At 70.9% G+C, this 16939-nt stretch carries 15 protein-coding genes and 1 pseudogene; 6 read left to right on the top strand and 10 right to left on the bottom strand.

From position 1 onward, the window contains the following. Positions 1-64: 64 nt before the first annotated feature. The 6 genes from mmsB to ACZ4IF_RS02565 all read right to left on the bottom strand — a co-directional run bounded on the left by mmsB (position 65) and on the right by ACZ4IF_RS02565 (position 7324). Positions 65-1312 carry a multiple monosaccharide ABC transporter permease gene (gene mmsB, locus ACZ4IF_RS02590; protein ID WP_359491073.1) on the bottom strand — a complete coding sequence of 416 codons (1248 nt, stop codon included), beginning with the start codon at positions 1310-1312 and terminating at the stop codon, positions 65-67. Next, entirely contained in the window at positions 1309-2859 is a 1551-nt protein-coding gene (gene mmsA / locus ACZ4IF_RS02585) for a multiple monosaccharide ABC transporter ATP-binding protein (protein ID WP_467558868.1), read from the bottom strand. Before mmsA ends, mmsB begins: the two co-directional genes overlap by 4 nt. Before the next feature lie 42 nt (positions 2860-2901). Then, on the bottom strand, positions 2902-4008 hold the full coding sequence (gene chvE, locus ACZ4IF_RS02580; RefSeq protein ID WP_467558866.1) for a multiple monosaccharide ABC transporter substrate-binding protein: 1107 nt from the start codon (positions 4006-4008) through the stop codon (positions 2902-2904). Between the two features lie 49 nt (positions 4009-4057). Next, positions 4058-5026 (bottom strand): hypothetical protein, encoded by a 969-nt coding sequence (locus ACZ4IF_RS02575; RefSeq protein ID WP_467558864.1) that lies wholly within the window; start codon positions 5024-5026, stop codon positions 4058-4060. A gap of 139 nt (positions 5027-5165) precedes the next feature. After that, positions 5166-6170, bottom strand: coding sequence for a zinc-dependent alcohol dehydrogenase (locus tag ACZ4IF_RS02570; protein ID WP_467558862.1), 1005 nt, complete (start codon positions 6168-6170; stop codon positions 5166-5168). Continuing rightward, a complete protein-coding gene (locus tag ACZ4IF_RS02565; RefSeq protein ID WP_345642649.1) occupies positions 6167-7324 on the bottom strand; it encodes a mandelate racemase/muconate lactonizing enzyme family protein in 1158 nt (385 codons plus the stop codon). The genes ACZ4IF_RS02570 and ACZ4IF_RS02565 overlap by 4 nt, the downstream gene beginning before the upstream one ends. Positions 7325-7576: 252 nt before the next feature. Here ACZ4IF_RS02565 and ACZ4IF_RS02560 point away from each other — a divergent pair, with 252 nt between their 5' ends. Beyond that, on the top strand, positions 7577-8344 hold the full coding sequence (locus ACZ4IF_RS02560) for an SCO2400 family protein (RefSeq protein ID WP_467558859.1): 768 nt from the start codon (positions 7577-7579) through the stop codon (positions 8342-8344). Positions 8345-8348: 4 nt separating this feature from the next. Here ACZ4IF_RS02560 and ACZ4IF_RS02555 read toward each other — a convergent pair whose 3' ends face one another. Then, positions 8349-8837, bottom strand: a complete 489-nt coding sequence (locus ACZ4IF_RS02555; protein ID WP_467558857.1) for a hypothetical protein — start codon at positions 8835-8837, stop codon at positions 8349-8351. 229 nt (positions 8838-9066) lie between these two features. Beyond that, positions 9067-9501, bottom strand: coding sequence for a MarR family winged helix-turn-helix transcriptional regulator (locus ACZ4IF_RS02550; protein ID WP_345642658.1), 435 nt, complete (start codon positions 9499-9501; stop codon positions 9067-9069). A 141-nt stretch (positions 9502-9642) separates the two neighbouring features. Between ACZ4IF_RS02550 and ACZ4IF_RS02545 the strand changes: the two genes are divergently transcribed. Continuing rightward, positions 9643-10665 carry an NADP-dependent oxidoreductase gene (locus ACZ4IF_RS02545; RefSeq protein WP_467558854.1) on the top strand — a complete coding sequence of 341 codons (1023 nt, stop codon included), beginning with the start codon at positions 9643-9645 and terminating at the stop codon, positions 10663-10665. A gap of 199 nt (positions 10666-10864) precedes the next feature. Next, a complete protein-coding gene (locus ACZ4IF_RS02540) occupies positions 10865-11284 on the top strand; it encodes an organic hydroperoxide resistance protein (protein WP_345642664.1) in 420 nt (139 codons plus the stop codon). Between the two features lie 73 nt (positions 11285-11357). Here ACZ4IF_RS02540 and ACZ4IF_RS02535 read toward each other — a convergent pair whose 3' ends face one another. Next, the gene (locus ACZ4IF_RS02535; RefSeq protein WP_467558852.1) at positions 11358-13895 is read right to left on the bottom strand and encodes a M14 family zinc carboxypeptidase; all 2538 of its coding nucleotides are present in this window, start codon (positions 13893-13895) and stop codon (positions 11358-11360) included. 266 nt (positions 13896-14161) lie between these two features. On the opposite strand from ACZ4IF_RS02535, the gene ACZ4IF_RS02530 reads away from it, so the two are divergent. From ACZ4IF_RS02530 to ACZ4IF_RS02520, 3 genes are all read left to right on the top strand, one after another. Further along, on the top strand, positions 14162-15025 hold the full coding sequence (locus ACZ4IF_RS02530; protein ID WP_467558850.1) for a hypothetical protein: 864 nt from the start codon (positions 14162-14164) through the stop codon (positions 15023-15025). A gap of 102 nt (positions 15026-15127) precedes the next feature. After that, positions 15128-15919 (top strand): EI24 domain-containing protein, encoded by a 792-nt coding sequence (locus tag ACZ4IF_RS02525; protein WP_467558848.1) that lies wholly within the window; start codon positions 15128-15130, stop codon positions 15917-15919. After that, entirely contained in the window at positions 15916-16530 is a 615-nt protein-coding gene (locus ACZ4IF_RS02520; RefSeq protein ID WP_345642678.1) for a LysE family translocator, read from the top strand. The genes ACZ4IF_RS02525 and ACZ4IF_RS02520 overlap by 4 nt, the downstream gene beginning before the upstream one ends. Here the strand turns inward: ACZ4IF_RS02520 and ACZ4IF_RS02515 are convergent. After that, positions 16502-16822, bottom strand: a pseudogene (locus ACZ4IF_RS02515) (pyroglutamyl peptidase); the annotation flags it as partial. The gene ACZ4IF_RS02520 and the pseudogene ACZ4IF_RS02515 sit on opposite strands and share 29 nt — an antisense overlap. Positions 16823-16939 lie beyond the last annotated feature (117 nt).

The raw sequence follows: 16939 nt of genomic DNA, 5'->3' as shown, positions 1-16939 counted from the left end.
GCCCTTCGGCTCACGCGCCCAATGAAGGTCGGGCCCCGCACCGTGGTGCGGGGCCCGAGCTGACTTATGAACCGGACTTGCGCTTGTTCCACACGTCGAATCCGACCGCGGCCAGCAGGGCCAGACCCTTGATGACCTGTTGCCAGTCGGTGCCGACGCTGAGGAGGTTCATGCCGTTGTTCAGCACACCGAGCACGAGACCACCGATGATCGCGCCGAGGACGGTGCCGACACCGCCGCTCATGGACGCGCCGCCGATGAACGACGAGGCGATGGCCTCGAGCTCGAAGTTCAGGCCCGCCTTCGGCGAGGCCGCGTTCAGACGGGCGGCGACCACCAGACCCGCCAGGGCCGCGAGCACGCCCATGTTCAGGAAGACGTAGAAGGTGACCTTCTTGTCCTTGACGCCGGACAGCTTGGCCGCCGGCAGGTTGCCGCCGATCGCGTAGATGTGGCGGCCGAAGACCGCGTTGCGCATCACATAGCCGTAGCCGACCACCAGCACGCCGAGGATGATCAGCACGATCGGGGCGCCCTTGTAGCTGGCGAGCAGCATCGTGACCACGAGGATCGCCGCGACGATGGCGACGAGCTTCAGCAGGAAGACGTTGCGCGGCAGCACCTCCAGCGAGAACTCCTGCTGCCGCTTGCGGTCACGGACCTCCTGGAGGACCGCGAAGACGATCAGCACGAGGCCGAGGAGCAGCGTGATGTTGTGGTAGTTCGTGTCCGGGCCGGCCTCCGGCAGGAAGCCGTTGCCCATCTTCTGCAGCCCGTCCGGGAAGGGGCCGAGGGTCTGGCCCTTCAGCAGGATCTCCGTCAGGCCGCGGAAGAGCAGCATGCCCGCGAGGGTGACGATGAACGACGGTATGCCGAGATAGGCGATCAGGAATCCCTGGACCGAGCCCGCCACCGCGCCCACCACCAGGCACAGCACGAGGGCCAGCGGCCACGCCACGTCGTGCTGCACCGTCAGCACGGCCGCGAAGGAGCCCACGAACGCGGTGAGCGAACCGACCGACAGGTCGATGTGGCCCGCGATGATCACCAGCATCATGCCGATCGCGAGGATCAGGATGTAGCTGTTCTGGAGCACCAGGTTGGAGACGTTGCGCGGCAGCAGGAGGTCGCCGTCGGTCCAGACCGCGAACAGGGCGACGATCAGGCCGAGGGCGATCAGCATGCCGTACTGGCGCATGTTGCGGCGCAGTCCGTCCAGCATCAGCTGGAGCAGTCCGCCGCCCCCGGCCGAGTTCCCGCTCTTCCCGGCCGGCGCCGGGGCCGGGCTCTTGGCGGTCACATCCGTACTCATCGGGTTACCTCTTTGTCCTTCGTCATCTGGCGCATCAGCACTTCCTGCGTGGCCTCGGCCCGCGGGACCTCGCCGGTGAGCCGCCCGGCGGCCATGGTGTAGATGCGGTCGCACATGCCGAGCAGCTCGGGCAGTTCGGAGGAGATGAAGACGACCGCCTTGCCCTGGGCGGCCAGCTGGTCGATGACCGTGTAGATCTCGTACTTGGCGCCGACGTCGATGCCGCGGGTCGGCTCGTCCAGGATCAGCACGTCCGGACCGGCGAAGATCCACTTGCTGAGGACGACCTTCTGCTGGTTGCCGCCGGACAGCTTGCCCACCGGCTCGAAGACGGTCGGCGCCTTGATGTTCATGGACGTGCGGTAGCCCTCGGCGACCTGCCGTTCCTCGTGCTCGTCGACCACCCCGCGCCGGGCGACCTTCTTCAGGGCCGTCAGCGAGATGTTGCGGTTGATGGTGTCGATGAGGTTGAGGCCGTAGTGCTTACGGTCCTCGGTGACGTACGCGATCCCGTGTCCGACCGCCTCGGCGACGGTCTTCGTACGGATCTCCCGGCCGTCCTTGAGGACCGTGCCGCCCGCGTGCCGGCCGTAGGTGCGACCGAAGACGCTCATCGCCAGCTCGGTGCGGCCGGCGCCCATCAGTCCGGCGATGCCGACGATCTCCCCGCGCCGCACGTTGATCGAGACGTTGTCGACCACCTTGCGCTGCTGGTCGATGGGGTGGTGCACCGTCCAGTCGCGGATCTCCAGGGCCGGGGCCGCCTCCTCCTCGCCGTCGTACGCGGTGCGTTCGGGGAAGCGGTGGTCCAGGTCGCGGCCGACCATGCCGCTGATGATCCGGTCCTCGGTGGTCTCGGGCGCCTTCACGTCGAGCGTCTCGATGGACCGGCCGTCGCGGAGGATGGTGACCGAGTCGGCGACCCGGCGGATCTCGTTGAGCTTGTGGGAGATGATGATCGAGGTGATGCCCTGGTTCTTCAACTCCAGTATGAGGTCCAGGAGTTTGCCGCTGTCCTCGTCGTTCAGGGCGGCTGTCGGCTCGTCCAGGATGAGCAGCTTGACCTTCTTCGACAGCGCCTTGGCGATCTCGACGAGCTGCTGCTTGCCCACGCCGATGTCCGCGACGCGGGTCTCGGGGTGGTCGTCGAGACCGACCCGGCGCAGCAGCTCGGTGGCGTGCCGCAGGGTCTCGTTCCAGTTGATGAGCCCGCCCTTGGCGTGCTCGTTGCCGAGGAAGATGTTCTCCGCGAGGGAGAGGTACGGCACCAGCGCCAGCTCCTGGTGGATGATGACGATGCCGTGCTGCTCGCTCGCCCGGATGTCCTTGAAGCGGCAGAGCTCCTCCTCGAAGAGGATCTCGCCTTCGTAACTGCCGTGCGGATGGACGCCGGAGAGCACCTTCATCAAGGTGGACTTGCCGGCGCCGTTCTCCCCGCAGATGGCGTGGACCTCGCCCTGGCGGACGGTCAGGGTGACGTCCGACAGCGCTTTGACACCGGGAAAGGTCTTGACGATCGAGCGCATTTCCAGGACGGGTCCCGCCATGGTCGTGCCTTCCAGTCAGTGGGAAATCGATGGGACCGGCGGTTAGTTGAGCTCGCCCTCCGTGTAGTAGCCGCCGTCGACGAGGACCTGCTTGTAGTTGCTCTTGTCGACGCTCACCGGCTGGAGCAGGTAGGCGGGGACGACCTTGGTGCCGTTGTCGTAGGTCTTGGTGTCGTTGGTCTCCGGCTTCTTGCCGCCGAGGACGGCGTCGACCATGTTCGCGGCGACCTTGGCCAGCTCACGGGTGTCCTTGTAGACGGTCTGCGTCTGCTCGCCCGCGATGATCGACTTCACCGAGGCCAGCTCGGCGTCCTGACCGGTCACGACGGGCAGCGGCTTGCTCTTGGAGCCGTAGTCGTCCGACTTCAGCGCCGACAGGATGCCGATGGAGATGCCGTCGTACGGCGAGAGCACCGCGTCGACCTTCTTGCTCTGGTACGACTTGGTGAGGATGTCGTCCATGCGCTTCTGCGCGGTGGCACCGTCCCAGCGCAGGGTGGTGACCTGGGTGAGGCCGGTCTGGCCGGACTGGACGACGAGCTTCTTGCTGTCGACGTACGGCTTCAGGACGCTCCACGCGCCGTTGAAGAAGTACTTGGTGTTGTTGTCGTCGTTCGAACCGGCGAACAGCTCGATGTTGAACGGGCCCTTGCCGTTCTTCAGGCCGAGCTTGTCGACGATGTAGTTGGCCTGGAGCTCGCCGACCTTGGTGTTGTCGAAGGACGCGTAGTAGTCGACGTTCTTGGTGCCGAGGATCAGACGGTCGTAGGCGATCACCGGGATGTCCGCGTCGGCGGCCTGCTGGAGCACGTTGTTCAGCGACTTGTTGTCGATGGCCGCGACGATCAGCGCCTTGACGCCCTGGGTGATCAGGTTCTCGATCTGCGAGACCTGCTGGTCCGGGTCGTCCTCGCCGTAGACCAGCTTGGTCTTGTAGCCCTTGGCCTCCAGGTTCTTGACGACGTTCTTGCCGTCGGCGATCCAGCGCTCGGAGGACTTGGTCGGCATGGCGATGCCGATGGTGCCGCCCTTCGCGCTGCCCTTGTTCTCGTTGCTGCCGCCCTCGCTGTCCTGACCGCAGGCGGACAGGGTGAGGGCGAGCGAGGCGGCTCCGGCGATGGCGGCGAGGGCGGCTCTGCGGTTGCGCATGGTGATCAGTCCTTGTTCTTCTCGTCGTTGAGAGGGAGATGACGGCGTGTCAGACATCGGTGGGGAAACGGTTGAGCGGGCCGGGCAGCCGGGAGCCGAGCGGCGCCATGTCGCCGTCCGCGCCGTGCCGGGCGAGCAGGTCGAGAGCGAGCCGGCCGCGCCGCACCCGCTCCCGGGCGGTGTCCAGGGTCAGGTCCCGCAGATGGGTGCCGTACGGGTAGATCCCGGGCGCCTTGGACAGACCGAACTTCAGGTAGAGCGGTGCGCCGCGCCGGATGAGCTCGGCGACCTCGTACATCCGCACGTACCCGCCGAGGTCGTCGGGGGCCTCGATGTACATGTCCATGGGGGCGGCGGAGACCCGCCGGATCTCGGTGAGGTGATCGAGCGTCAGATCGCTGGGCACGTTGAGCGAGTCGGCCCCGAGGTTCTCGTACACGGCGTACGAGGCCGGGTTGACGGGGCCGATCAGTGCCGAGACCTTGAGGGTCGTGTCGGCCGGGACGATGCCGGCCTCACGCGCACGGTGCAGCGTCCACAGCACGCCCTCGTCGGCGACGAGGAGGCATTTGACGCCCAGTTCGGTGGCCCGGACGGCGTCCTCGACGCAGCCGGCGACCGCGTCGTGGCCCCGGGCGCGCAGTCCGGCCCCGCGCGAGTCGGTGCGCACGGAGGCGCCGATGTCCCAGGTGCCGCGCGGTCCGGTGAACAGACAGAGCTCGATGTCGCGTTCGGCGGTGGCCTCGACCATCTCGGTGATCTCGGCGTCGGTCAGCATCCAGACGCCGCTGCCCTGGCTGATCCGGTGGATCGGCACGTCGAGCCGGGAGGACTCCTTGAGGACGACGGCGAGGGCCTCGGGCCCCTCCACGGAGGGAACCTCGGTGCGCCAGCGGCCGCCTCCCGGGAAGGCGTGCGGCGAGGCGTCGGCGGGTGCGGGGGCGGGCGCGCCCAGGCCGAGCGCGGCGAGCGCCTGCTCACCGGGTCGACGGGCTGCCGTGGGTGCGGCGTCGGTCACGAGCTGTCCTTCGCGTTCGTCGGTTGTGCGATACGTGCGTTCGATATCTCGAGCAAAGTTCGTGTCGGTGGGCGTACGCCGGTACGGAGCGTCAGGAACCCCGTACCGGCGTACTGATCGAGGGCGCGGGACGACGCGCTCAGGGGCGCAGCAGAACCTTTCCGACCTTGGGGTCGCCCGACCCCACCAACTCGATGGCCTGCGGGAACTCGGCGAGCGGCAGCTCGTGCGTGACCAGCGGCAACGGGTTCAGCAGCCCGGCGGCGAACACCCGCACCGTGTGCGCCCAGGCCTCCGGCGGCGCCCCGAACACGGTGTGCACCTCCAACTGCCGTACGACGAGGTCGGTCGGGTCGAGTCCCTCGGCACCCGGCGCCGGGATCCCGGTGAGGACCAGGCGCCCGCCGCGCCGGAGCAGGGAGGCGGCGGTACGCGCGGCGGACGCCGACCCGGCGGTCTCGACGACGACGTCGAAGTCGCCGGGCAGTTCCTGGTCCCTGGTACGGAAGTCCGTGGCGCCGAAGTCCCTGGACAGTGCCGCCCGGTCCGAGCGGGTGCCCACCACGAGGAGCTCGGCCGGGGAGCCCGCCGCGAGGAACTGCACGGCGAACATCCCGAGCGTCCCCGTGCCCACCACCGCGACCCGCTCGCCGGGCCGGGCGTTCGCCTTGATCGCCGCGGCGGCGATGCAGGCGGCCGGCTCCAGCAGGGCGGCGGCCGTCAGGTCGGCGTCGTCCGGCAGGACGTGCAGCAGCCGGGCCGGGAGGGTCAGCGTGGCCGCCATGGCGCCCGGCTGGGTGAACCCGGTCTCCTCGTACCCGGCCGTGCACAGTGTGGTCTCGCCCGCGTGGCAGCGGTCGCAGACCTGGCAGTTGCGGAAGCCCTCACCGACGACCTTGCGGCCGACGAGCGAGGCCGGAACCCCGTCGCCCACCTCCTGGACCGTTCCGGACCACTCGTGGCCCGGCGTCAGCGGGTAACGGACGTACCCCTCGGGCCGGTTGCCCTGGTAGACCTCGCGGTCCGAGCCGCAGATCCCGACCGCGTGCACCCGCACGAGCGCCTCGCCCGCCGCCGGACGCACCGGCTCGTGGGCGGTCAGCCGGTGTTCGCCCGGCGCCTCGACGACGACCGCGGTGCTCACCGCGTCCCCTTCGGCTTGCGCTGCTCCCAGCCGTCCGCCCACAGGTCGAACCGGGCCTGCTGCTGGGGGAATTCGGCCGCCGCGTCGGTGTCCAGCTCGACACCGAGCCCGGGCGCGTCCGAGAGCTGGAAGTAGCCGTCGACGACCTGCGGGGCGCCCTTCACGACCTTCTTGATCTCCGCGTCCGCGAAGTCGTTGAAGTGTTCCAGGATCTTGAAGTTCGGTGCGGTGAAGCCGACCTGGAGCGAGGCGGCGGTCAGCACCGGTCCGCCGACGTTGTGCGGCGCGACCAGGACGTAGTGCGCCTCGGCGGTGGCGGCCAGCTTCCGCGTCTCCCAGATGCCGCCGATGTGGCCGACGTCGGGCTGGATGATGTCCGTCGACTGGCTCTCGAAGAGCTCGCGGAACTCGATGCGGTCGTGGATGCGCTCGCCCGTGGCGACCGGGATGTCGACCTTCGCGGCCACCTTCTCCAGCGCCTTGAGGTTCTCCGGCGGGACCGGCTCCTCCAGCCAGGCGGGCTTGAAGGGGGCGAGTTCGCGGGCCAGCCGGATGGCGGTGGCGGGCGAGAAGCGGCCGTGCATCTCCAGCATCAGTTCGGCGTCGGGTCCGATGGCGTCCCGCACGGCCTCGATGAGCGAGACGGCGTACAGGCTCTGCTCGTGGTCGAGCTCGAAGTGCCCGGTGCCGAAGGGGTCGATCTTCAGTGCCCGGTACCCGCGGGCCATGACCTCCTGCGCGGCCTTGTGGTAGGCCTCCGGGGTCCGCTCGGTGGTGTACCAGCCGTTGGCGTAGGCCTTGACCTTGTCGGTGACCTTGCCGCCGAGCAGCTGCCACACCGGCACGCCGAGGGCCTTGCCCTTGATGTCCCAGCACGCCATCTCGACGACGGCGATACCGGACATCACGATCTCGCCGGCGCGGCCGTAGTCGCCGTACTTCATCCGTCGTACGAGGTCCTCGACAGCGAACGGGTCGGAGCCGAGAATGTGGTTGGCCTCCGCCTCCCGCAGATACCCGATCAGCGCGTCGGTGTGGCCCAGCATGCGGGTCTCGCCGACTCCGGTGATGCCCTCGTCGGTGTGCACCTGGACGTAGGTCAGGTTCCGCCAGGGCGTCCCGACCACGTGTGTGCTGATTCCCGTGATGCGCACGGCAGTTGCCCCCTGTGCTTCGGATCTGTTCGAAATTTCGTCACACGTTCGAAATGTTGGCGTGACAGTAAGGATGCGGCCCGGGAGGTGTCAATGGGTCGAACGCATAACGGTTTCGACGCGATGGGAGTGGGATGGCGGGGAATGGTCGGGGGTGTCTAGAGTCGCCGCGCCGGAACGGCCACTTCCCCACACAATTTTCACAGCTGTGCCTATGAACGTGACGTGTGCGGAACTTAGTCTTCCCGCGTCATGGACTACTGCCACCCGTGCCGACGGCACCTCAACGGCGCCCTTGCCTGCCCGGGGTGCGGCACCCCCGTCGAAGAACTCCGCGCGCACGCGGAGGTCCCCGAGCCGCATCCGGAACCGGGTGCGGACGCGGCCGACACCTCCTACGGCGACGACGGACCGGAGGAGCACCTCGGGCGGGCCGCCCGGCGGCGAGGCCGCGGCCGGGGCAGGGCGGCGGAGGACCCGGGTGACCCGGACGGGCCGGAGATTCCGGGCGGGGCCAGCCGGCGTGACCGCAAGGCCGCGGCGCACCGCCGTCGGCGGCGCAGGACACTGCTGATAGCCGCCGGTTTCGTCCTGGCGGCCGGTGCGCTCAGCCTGGCCGAACTCGGCATCGACGCACCCGGGTTGAGCCAGAAGCCGGCGGCGGCCGGAGAGGACTCCGCCGACGGTTCGGCCTCCCCGGAGCCCGGCGAGACGGCCAGCCCGCTGGGTGACACCGGAGGCGTCGGCGGCGCCTCCGCGAGCGACGCCGCCGACGCCTCCGCGTCACCTTCCGCTTCCGCGTCCGCCTCCGCTTCGGCCTCCGCCGAGGACGAGGAGAAGGACAAGGAGGAGCAGTCGGCCGGCTCGGGCACGGCGCCCGGGGATTCCGCCTCCGCGCCCGCGTCCCACGCGCCGCCCGCGACGACCGCGCCCCCCACCACCGCACCGACCACGCCCGCTCCGCCGCCGGCCCCGACGCCGTCCGAGACGTGCAACCGGTTCCTGTGGTGGTGCACGTGACCCGCTAGTCGTCCGCGGCGCGGGCCTCTCCCGCCATGAACCGCCAGGCCAGGGCATGGCCCAGGGCGATCAGGACGATCAGCATCAGGGCCTCCGCCTGGATGCCGCTCAGCCCGACGTGGCGGGCGAGTTCGGGGAAGGCGCCGACGACGGCGATCAGTGCGTAGAACAGTGCGGCGCCGGCCTGATGCCAGGTGATGAAGCGGTCGCCGCGGGCGCGGGCGCGGGCGAGCAGCCGCAGGGTGCACACGCAGCCGATCACGGCGAGAACGATGAAGGCCGTCCGCCAGATCTTCGGGTGCTCGGAGCCGCCCACCTGGGCGAACAGGCCCATCAGGGCGGGCAGCAGGAAGGAAAGGTAGATCCCGCCGACGACATGGCGCAGCCCGGCGTCGCGCATCCAGTCGTCATGGCTCTGCACGACGTTCCACCACAGGCCGACCAGGGTGAAGCAGGTGGCGGAGAAGAGGGCGTAGAAGGTGCTCACATCCATGGACGACGAGCGTGGCAGCGCTCCCGGGCCGGGCGGGCGCCACACGCCCTGCGTCCGTCCCGGCCTGCCGGGACGGACCAGCGGCCGAGGTGCGCGGCCCGTCTCCGCGCGGAGCGCGGACGGCTGACGGGACCGCCACGGGCGCGACGCCGGACGGCGCGGACCCGGCATGATCCGGGACAGGGGTCCTTCGGGTCCCGCGGACGGCGCCGTCCGAGGCGGGTGGCGGTCAGGCGTCGAGCATGCGGCGCAACAGGTCGCGCAGTGCGAGACGCTCCTCGTCCGAGAGGCCGGCCAGGGGCTCACGCGCGAAATTCAGCGACTCCCGCAGGCCGCGGGCCACCGTGCGCCCCTCGGCCGTGGCCGCCGCCAGCTTCACGCGCCGGTCGGCCGGATCCGGCCGCCGCTCCACCAGGCCCCGTGCCTCCAGCCGGTCCACGATCCCCGTGACGTTCGACGGCTCGCACTTCAGCTGCTGCGCCAGCCGCCGCATCGGCACCGGCTCCATCGACAGCAGTCCGAGCAGCCGCGCCTGCGCCCCGGTCAGCGCGTGCTCCGCGGCGGCCTCCTCGTACTCCTCGTGATAGCGGGCCACCACCGAGCCGATGAGGTCGACGACCTCCAGGGTGAGGGGGTCGATCCGGGGGGTCTTCTGAGTGGACATGGACTCCAGGCTACCCCGTTACTTGACATCCTGAAATATTCAGGCGCATGGTTGTTTCAGGTACTGAAGTATTTCGGCCGCGGGGCACGTGCGGACAGGTACGCACGCGAGCCCGTGAGAACGCAGGAAAGGCGCACCCTCATGACCGACACCCCTCAGCTTCCCGCCGTAAGCCGTGAATGGCATCTGGTCAGCCGGCCGGTCGGCTGGCCCCAGGCCGACGACTTCGCGCTCGTCGAGGCCGAGGTCCGGCAGCCGGGGGAGGGTGAGGTCCTCGTGCGGAACGCGTTCCTGTCCGTCGACCCGTACATGCGCGGCCGCATGAGCGCCGCGAAGTCGTACACCGCCCCGTTCGAGCTGGGCAAGACCATGCAGGGCGGCGCCGTGGGCGAGGTCATCGCCTCCGGCGCCGAGGGCATCGCGCCCGGTGACCACGTGCTGCACTTCGGCGGCTGGCGCGAGTACGCCACCGTCTCCGCCAAGCAGGCCGTCAAGGTCGACCCGGCGGCCGCCCCGCTGTCCACGTACCTCGGCGTGCTCGGCATGACCGGTCTCACCGCCTACGCCGGCCTGCTGCGCACCGCGTCCTTCAAGGAGGGCGACTCCGTCTTCGTCTCCGGCGCCGCAGGTGCCGTCGGCAGTCAGGTCGGCCAGATCGCCAAGCTCAAGGGCGCCTCGCGCGTCATCGGTTCGGCCGGATCCGACGAGAAGGTCAAGCTGCTCGTCGAGGAGTACGGCTTCGACGCCGCCTTCAACTACAAGAACGGGCCGGTCGCCGAGCAGCTGCGGGCCGCCGCCCCCGACGGCGTCGACGTCTACTTCGACAACGTGGGCGGGGACCACCTGGAGGCGGCCATCGGCTCCCTCAACGTGAACGGCCGGATCGCCGTCTGCGGCATGATCTCCATCTACAACAACACCGAGCCGGCTCCCGGCCCCAAGAACCTCGCCCGGCTCATCCAGACCCGCGGCCGCATCGAGGGCTTCCTCGTCAGCGACCACTACGACCTCCAGCAGCAGTTCGTCCAGGAGGTCGGCCCCTGGGTGGCGTCCGGGCAGCTCAAGTACCGCGAGACGGTCGTCGAGGGCATCGAGAACAACCTGGAGGCGTTCTTCGGCGTCCTGCGCGGCGACAACATCGGAAAGATGATCGTCAAGCTCTGAGCCCGTGACGGCCGCGGCGGCGGCCGGGCTCTCGGCCCGCGGGGCCCGGCGGTGACCGCCGGACCCCGCGGGCCCGCGGCGGCGGGTGCCGGTCTCCGGGCGGGATCTGTTTCCTGGATTTCCGGCATGCGGTAACTTCTTTCCGAAGTTGTCGCGATCGTGGGCGCGAGTCGCGGCGGGCCTAGGAGGAACGCACCGTATGTCCATCCAGCAGACCGACGTCCTGTACACCGCCGTCGCCACCGCCGAGAACGGCCGGGACGGCCGGGTCGCCACCGACGACGGCAAGCTCGACGTCGTCGTCAACCCGCCCAAGGAGATGGGCGGAAGCGGCGCCGGAACCAACCCGGAGCAGCTCTTCGCCGCCGGGTACAGCGCCTGCTTCCAGGGCGCCCTCGGCGTCGTCGCGCGCCAGGAGAACGCCGACGTCTCCGGATCGACCGTCACGGCCAAGGTCGGCATCGGCAGGAACGACGACGGGTTCGGGATCATCGTCGAGATCTCCGCCGACATCCCGAACGTCGACGCCGCCACCGCCCGCGCGCTCGTCGAGAAGGCGCACCAGGTGTGCCCGTACTCCAAGGCGACCCGCGGCAACATCACCGTGACGCTTGCCTGACGGCGCTCGTTGCACACGACGGAGGCCGCACCCCGGGACGTGGGGTGCGGCCTCCGCCCTTTCGCCGGCCGCCTCAGGAGACCGTCAGCAGAGCCCTCCCCACCTGCGAGAACTCGCCCTTGGGATGGTCGCGGAAGAGCGGTTCCGTGCCGAACAGGACCACGTGCGGGCCGCTGACCACCGAGGGGCGGCCCGCCGCCGCGGCGGGACCTCCGGTGCCGTCGGCCGAGGGCCGCCAGTGCCCGGAGACCAGTGGATCGCCCGTCGCGTACGACTGCTCGACCCGGACGCCCGGCCCCAGGGCCGTGAACCAGACCGGGGCGTACACGAAGCTGTGATCAGGGGCGCCCGTGGTCACCGGCCCGCCCGAGTTCACCACCCGCACCACGCCGTTGGCGTCGCCGTCGCCCTCCACCGGCCGCACCGCGAGCAGTCCGGCATCCGTGTTGAGCGCCGCGCCCACCGCACCGCGCCCGACCAGGCCGTGGGCGCGCAGGAACGCGTCGAGGGCCGTCCGCGCCGACGGGGTGAGCGCCGCGTGGTCGAGGCCCGACGACACGAACAGCACGTCGGCGGCGGACCAGTCGAAGCCCGCGTCGAGGATCGCCGTCGACACCGGGACCACGTCGAAGTTCATCTCGCGCAGCGCGAACAGCTCGCCGGGGGTGACCGCGGCGGCGACCCGGACGGCGCGCAGCGGGGTGCCGCCGGCCGCCTTCGCCGTCTCGAAGACGACGTCGTACGCGCGCGCCAGGGAGACGGCCCGCGCGCGGGCCGAGGACGGCACCAGCGCACTGCCGTCCGCACTCCGCCGCACCGCGACTCCGTCCCGCAGCAGGGAGTTGACAGCGGCGATCTCCTGCGGGGTGTCGAGGCGGAGCCGGAGGTCGCCGTGCGCGGCGACATGCCCCACCGGCGCCGCGGAACGGACCGCGGTGCGCGGGACCCCCGCCAGGTTTCCGCCCGGCACCCGCTCGACCGTCGCTCCCCACAGCCGGCCCAGACTCCAGCCCGAGATGTCGTACATCGTCGACACCTTGTCGCTGATGTCCCTGCCGTCCGCCAGCAGCGCGTTCGCCAGACCGCGCTTGGGCTGGTGCAGATCGACGACGTACGAGCCCTTCGGGTACGTCCGCCCCGCCAGCCGGAAGTCGCGGGTCGCCCGGGTCACGCGGACGTCGTCGGCGATCAGGTGGTCCACCAGGCGCGCGGCGGCCGTCGCGGATCGCTGGGTGCCGCCCGCCGGCACGACGTAGGCCCGCGGGAAGACGGTCGTGTAGACGTCCTCGGGGCCGATGCCCGGCACGCCGGGCACGGTCTTCGCGGACACCGGCACCTGCGCGGCGCCCGCCGACCCGCGCCGGAACACCTCGATCTGGTCGGCGATCAGCGAGGCCCGGTGGGTCCGGACGAAGTCGAGGGTGGCGCGCATGGCCGCACCCGCCACGTCCACGTTGACGGCCGAGCGCCGCCGCAGTTCGGCGGCCGGCAGCGTGTCGTACGCCGAGCCGTTCACCGTCAGCGGGATCTCGACGGTGTGCGCGGCGACCGTGCCGTGGAAGGCCGCGTACTGCGGGGTGAAGACGGGCGGCCAGTCGTCCCAGCCCTCCTGCTGGTCCCGGAACGGGATGTGGGCCGGCTCCACCCCGTCCTTGTCGGGCGTGTGGCCCAGGCCGTTGACGGCGGCCTCCATGCCGAGGGCGTTGGCGTAGGTGTTCTTGAGGAACAGGTCGTACTCGTAGTTCTCGCCGTGCGGCGGGGTCGTCGGCTCGATCAGGGTGCCGTTGACGTAGCCGTGCAGATCGAGCATGACGGCCGGCTGCTTGTCGATCTCGATCTGCCGCATCGCGCGCACCTCGGGCTGCGAGGCGGTGACGAAGTCCCGGTTCAGGTCGAAGCCGCCCGCGTTCTCACGGGTGCCGGCGATCCGGCCGTCCGGGTTCGCGGTGATGTCGAAGTACAGCCGGCTGTGCGCGAGCAGGTCCTTCGTCCCGGCGTCCCGGGCGGTCGCGAGCCGCTCGATCAGCCGGAGGGCCGCGTCCGTGCCCTCCCACTCGTCGCCGTGGATGTTGCTGTCGAAGAAGACCGGCGTCTTGTACGCCGTCCTGATCGTCCGGTCCTTCGCCGCCGCCCCGGGGTCGTTCTCGATGAGCTCACGCATGCGCTCCTGCTCGCGGGCCCGGCGTGCGGACTCCGGTGCGGTGACGGTGACCAGGTAGAGGCGGTGGCCTCCGGCCGAGCGGCCCGCCACCTCGACACTCACCCGGTCGCCCAGCCGCTGGAGGGCGTTCAGCTTCGGAGCGATGGCGTGGTACGGGACGAGGCCCAGCTTGAGGGACTTGTCGGCCGGGTTCTCCGGGTCCGCGGCGAGGACCTGCTCGCGCGGGTAGCCGCGGCCGTCCGCCGCGAGATCGGTGACGGGTGCGGTGAGGGCGGTGCGGGCGGCAGCGGCCGGCGCCCCGGCGGCCCCGTGCGCCGGGGCCGAGCCCTCACGGACGGGCGGTCTGCGGTCCGCTGTGGCGCTGTGCGGGGCGAGCAGCAGCGAACCCGCCGCCGTCACGGCGACGGCGGCGGTCAGGACGGGTCTGGCGACGGGCTTCGGCAGGCGCACGTGTCGTACCTCCTGGGTTCCCCGGACCGGGCGCCGGGGGCTTCCTGAGAGCGGGTCAGGTCGGTCCACGTCGGTACGGCGAGGTGTACCTGTTCGACCCATCCGCAACAAGAGCGCGTTCTCGTCACCGCAGCCATCGGTGATGGCCCGGATGGCGCAGCACCGGTGGACCGGAAGGGGCATGCTGAGTGCGGGCGCCGGCGCGACGGAGGGCCGGACCGCCGAAGCGAACGGCCGAGCGGCAACGTGCGTGGCGAGGAGGCCCCATGTCCCCGATTCCGTCGCTCCCCAGCCGGGAGGACGTGCTGCGCATGGCGCGCAGCACGACCGACATCACCGGCCAACTCCTCGACACGGCAGGGAACATCACCAGGATCGCCGTCAACACCCTCGACCCCCGGGACGGGTCCGGGGCGGAGGCGCTGCGCGTGCTGCGCGAGACGACCGCCGAACTCGCCGAGGCGAGCGCCTCCCCGCAGGCGCAGGAGGCGTTCTACCGGATGGTGGACACCCTGACCCGGCTCGGCACCAGCGGGGCACCCCTCGCGGTGCACCCCGTGAGCGAACCCGCGCAGGCGCTGCTGGCCGCGCTCGGCGACAGCCTGCTGCCCGTCCTCGACGCGGTCGAACCCGCCGTGCAGGAGGCGGTCGCCGCACTCGGCGAACTGGTCGACGCGTCCTCGCCACTGCTGCCCGCGGCCGCCGGCATCGCCGCGAGTGTGCTGCTCGCGCTGACCCCGGTGCTGCGGGCAGCCGCCGACGTCCTGCGCGGCTCCACGCCCGAACTGCGGCGCATCGCCGACGCGTTGACCGCCGCGCTCGCACCGCTGCTGCCGCTCCAGGTCACGCTGGCGGAGCGGGCGGCGGTGGCCGGGGCAGGGGTCGTACGGGCCACGCTGCCCCCGCTCGCCGACCTCACGGAGGCGGCCGCCGCCGTGATGCGGACGGCCCGGCCGGTCCTGGTCGCCGGCGAGGAGATGCTCGTCGCCGGGCTCGAACAGCTTCAGCCACTGCTCCTCTCCACGGCGTCCCGGGCCGGCCAGGTGGCGCGCGCCGGGGCCGTCCGTGTCTCGGCGGCGGTGTCCCCCGCCGCCGACCGCACGGTGGTGGTCGCGGTCACCCCGGCGTGACCCGCCCGCCCCGGCACCGGGCGTGCGGCGTCCGGAGTGCGGGCCGCCGGGGGCCACAGGGCCCGCCCGGGCCCGGAGGCCCGCCCCGCTAGAGTTCCCCTCATGCGCGATCTCGGGGTGGGCTTCGGTTACTTGGTGCGGGGCCAGCGATGGGTGGCCGGGCACGGGAAGCAGTTCGGCTTCGGTCTGCTCCCGGGCCTCATCACCCTGGTCCTGTACGCGGCGGCCCTCGTCTCTCTCGCCCTGTACGGCGAGGACTTCATCGGCTGGGCGACCCCCTTCGCGGACGACTGGACCAGCCCCTGGCAGGGACTGTTCCGGGGCCTGCTCACCGCCGTGCTCGTCGCCCTGGCCCTGCTCCTCGCCGTCCTCACCTTCACCGCGGTCACCCTCCTCGTGGGGCAGCCGTTCTACGAGAACCTCTCCGAGAAGGTCGACCGGGACGTCTCCCCGGACGGCACGGCCCCCGAGTCGGGGCTGCCGCTCTGGCGGGAACTGTGGATCTCCGGGCGCGACAGCCTCCGCATCCTCGTACGGGCCGCCGTCTGGGGTGTACTGCTCTTCGCCCTGGGCTTCGTGCCCTTCGTCGGCCAGACCGCCGTCCCGGTGATCGGCTTCTTCGTCACCGGCTTCTTCCTCACGGAGGAGCTCGTCGCGGTCGCCCTGCAGCGCCGCCGCGTCGATCTGCGCGAACGCCTCACCCTGCTCCGCTCCCGCAAGATGCTGGTCTGGGGCTTCGGCACCCCGCTGGGCATCGCGTTCCTGGTGCCGTTCGTGGCCGTGTTCCTGATGCCCGGAGCCGTCGCCGGCGCCACCCTGATGGCGCGTGAACTCCTCGACGAGGAGACCGCCGAGACCGGAGCGGACGCTCCCGAGGAGGAAGTCGCCCCGTGACCGAGATACTCGCCGTCGCCGTCATCACCGTCCTGGCCGTCGTCGCCCCGGGCGCCGACTTCGCCATGGTGGTCCGCAACAGCTACCTCTACGGCCGCAGGACGGGCCTGCTGGCCGCCACGGGCGTCGCCGCCGGCGTCCTGGTGCACGTGACGTACACGATGCTGGGCGTGGGCCTGCTGATCGCGTCCTCGACCGCCCTGTTCACGGTGATCAAGCTGATCGGCGCGGCGTACCTCGTGTACATCGGCGTACGCACGTTCCGGGCGCGCGGCGACGTCGAGGTGGACCTGGAGAACAAGACGGAGCTGACCCCGTGGGCCGCGCTGCGCACCGGGTTCCTCACCAATGTCCTCAACCCGAAGACGACGCTCTTCGTGGTGTCGACGTTCGCCCAGGTCGTCAGCCCCGGCACGCCGCTCTACCAGCAGGCGGGCTACGGGCTGTTCATGTCCCTCGCCCACCTGCTGTGGTTCGGCGTGGTCGCCGTGTTCTTCTCGCACGACCGGATGCGCACGCTGATGCTGCGCGGCCAGAAGGTCCTGAACAAGGTCATCGGATCCGTCCTGGCCGGGCTCGGCATCAGTCTCGCCTTCGCTCCGTCCCACTGACGGCGGGAGCGGTGGTGTCCGCGGCGACCGTCAGGATCGCCCGCACCTGCGCGATGATGTCCAGCCGGTTGCGCACGAACTCGGGGTCGGAGGCCGTGCCGGTCGCCGGGTCCGTGCTGCCCGTGCCGAACTGGAGCACAGGCGTGCGCACATGCCCTCCGGGCAGCGAGGAGTGCAGGCCGAGACGGTCGCGCAGCAGGGTCGCGCGGTACGCGATCTCGTTCGACTGGTAGTCGCCGCCGCCACAGCCGGGCTCTCTGCCGCTCGACGAGGTGCTCCGCCTCGGCGTAGGAGTCCGCGTCGGCCAGGGCCCGCGCGAACCGCGGCGCCACGGAGTCGAATCCGGAACGGCGCCGGATCTCCTGGGGCGCCGCCCGGTCGAGCCGCTGCTCCTCCACGGTGGGGGATG

Source organism: Streptomyces sp. NPDC025784 (assembly GCF_055558435.1).
This window is presented reverse-complemented; position numbering and strand designations above follow the sequence as displayed.

Excerpts from the sequence above, each read along its gene's own strand:
- ACZ4IF_RS02545 (WP_467558854.1), top strand. The coding sequence starts at position 9,643 with ATGACCGACACCCCTCAGCTTCCCGCCGTAAGCCGTGAATGGCATCTG.
- mmsA (WP_467558868.1), bottom strand. The coding sequence starts at position 2,859 with ATGGCGGGACCCGTCCTGGAAATGCGCTCGATCGTCAAGACCTTTCCC.
- mmsB (WP_359491073.1), bottom strand. The coding sequence starts at position 1,312 with ATGAGTACGGATGTGACCGCCAAGAGCCCGGCCCCGGCGCCGGCCGGG.
- ACZ4IF_RS02560 (WP_467558859.1), top strand. The coding sequence starts at position 7,577 with ATGGACTACTGCCACCCGTGCCGACGGCACCTCAACGGCGCCCTTGCC.
- ACZ4IF_RS02530 (WP_467558850.1), top strand. The coding sequence starts at position 14,162 with ATGTCCCCGATTCCGTCGCTCCCCAGCCGGGAGGACGTGCTGCGCATG.
- chvE (WP_467558866.1), bottom strand. The coding sequence starts at position 4,008 with ATGCGCAACCGCAGAGCCGCCCTCGCCGCCATCGCCGGAGCCGCCTCG.
- ACZ4IF_RS02525 (WP_467558848.1), top strand. The coding sequence starts at position 15,128 with ATGCGCGATCTCGGGGTGGGCTTCGGTTACTTGGTGCGGGGCCAGCGA.
- ACZ4IF_RS02555 (WP_467558857.1), bottom strand. The coding sequence starts at position 8,837 with ATGGATGTGAGCACCTTCTACGCCCTCTTCTCCGCCACCTGCTTCACC.
- ACZ4IF_RS02540 (WP_345642664.1), top strand. The coding sequence starts at position 10,865 with ATGTCCATCCAGCAGACCGACGTCCTGTACACCGCCGTCGCCACCGCC.
- ACZ4IF_RS02550 (WP_345642658.1), bottom strand. The coding sequence starts at position 9,501 with ATGTCCACTCAGAAGACCCCCCGGATCGACCCCCTCACCCTGGAGGTC.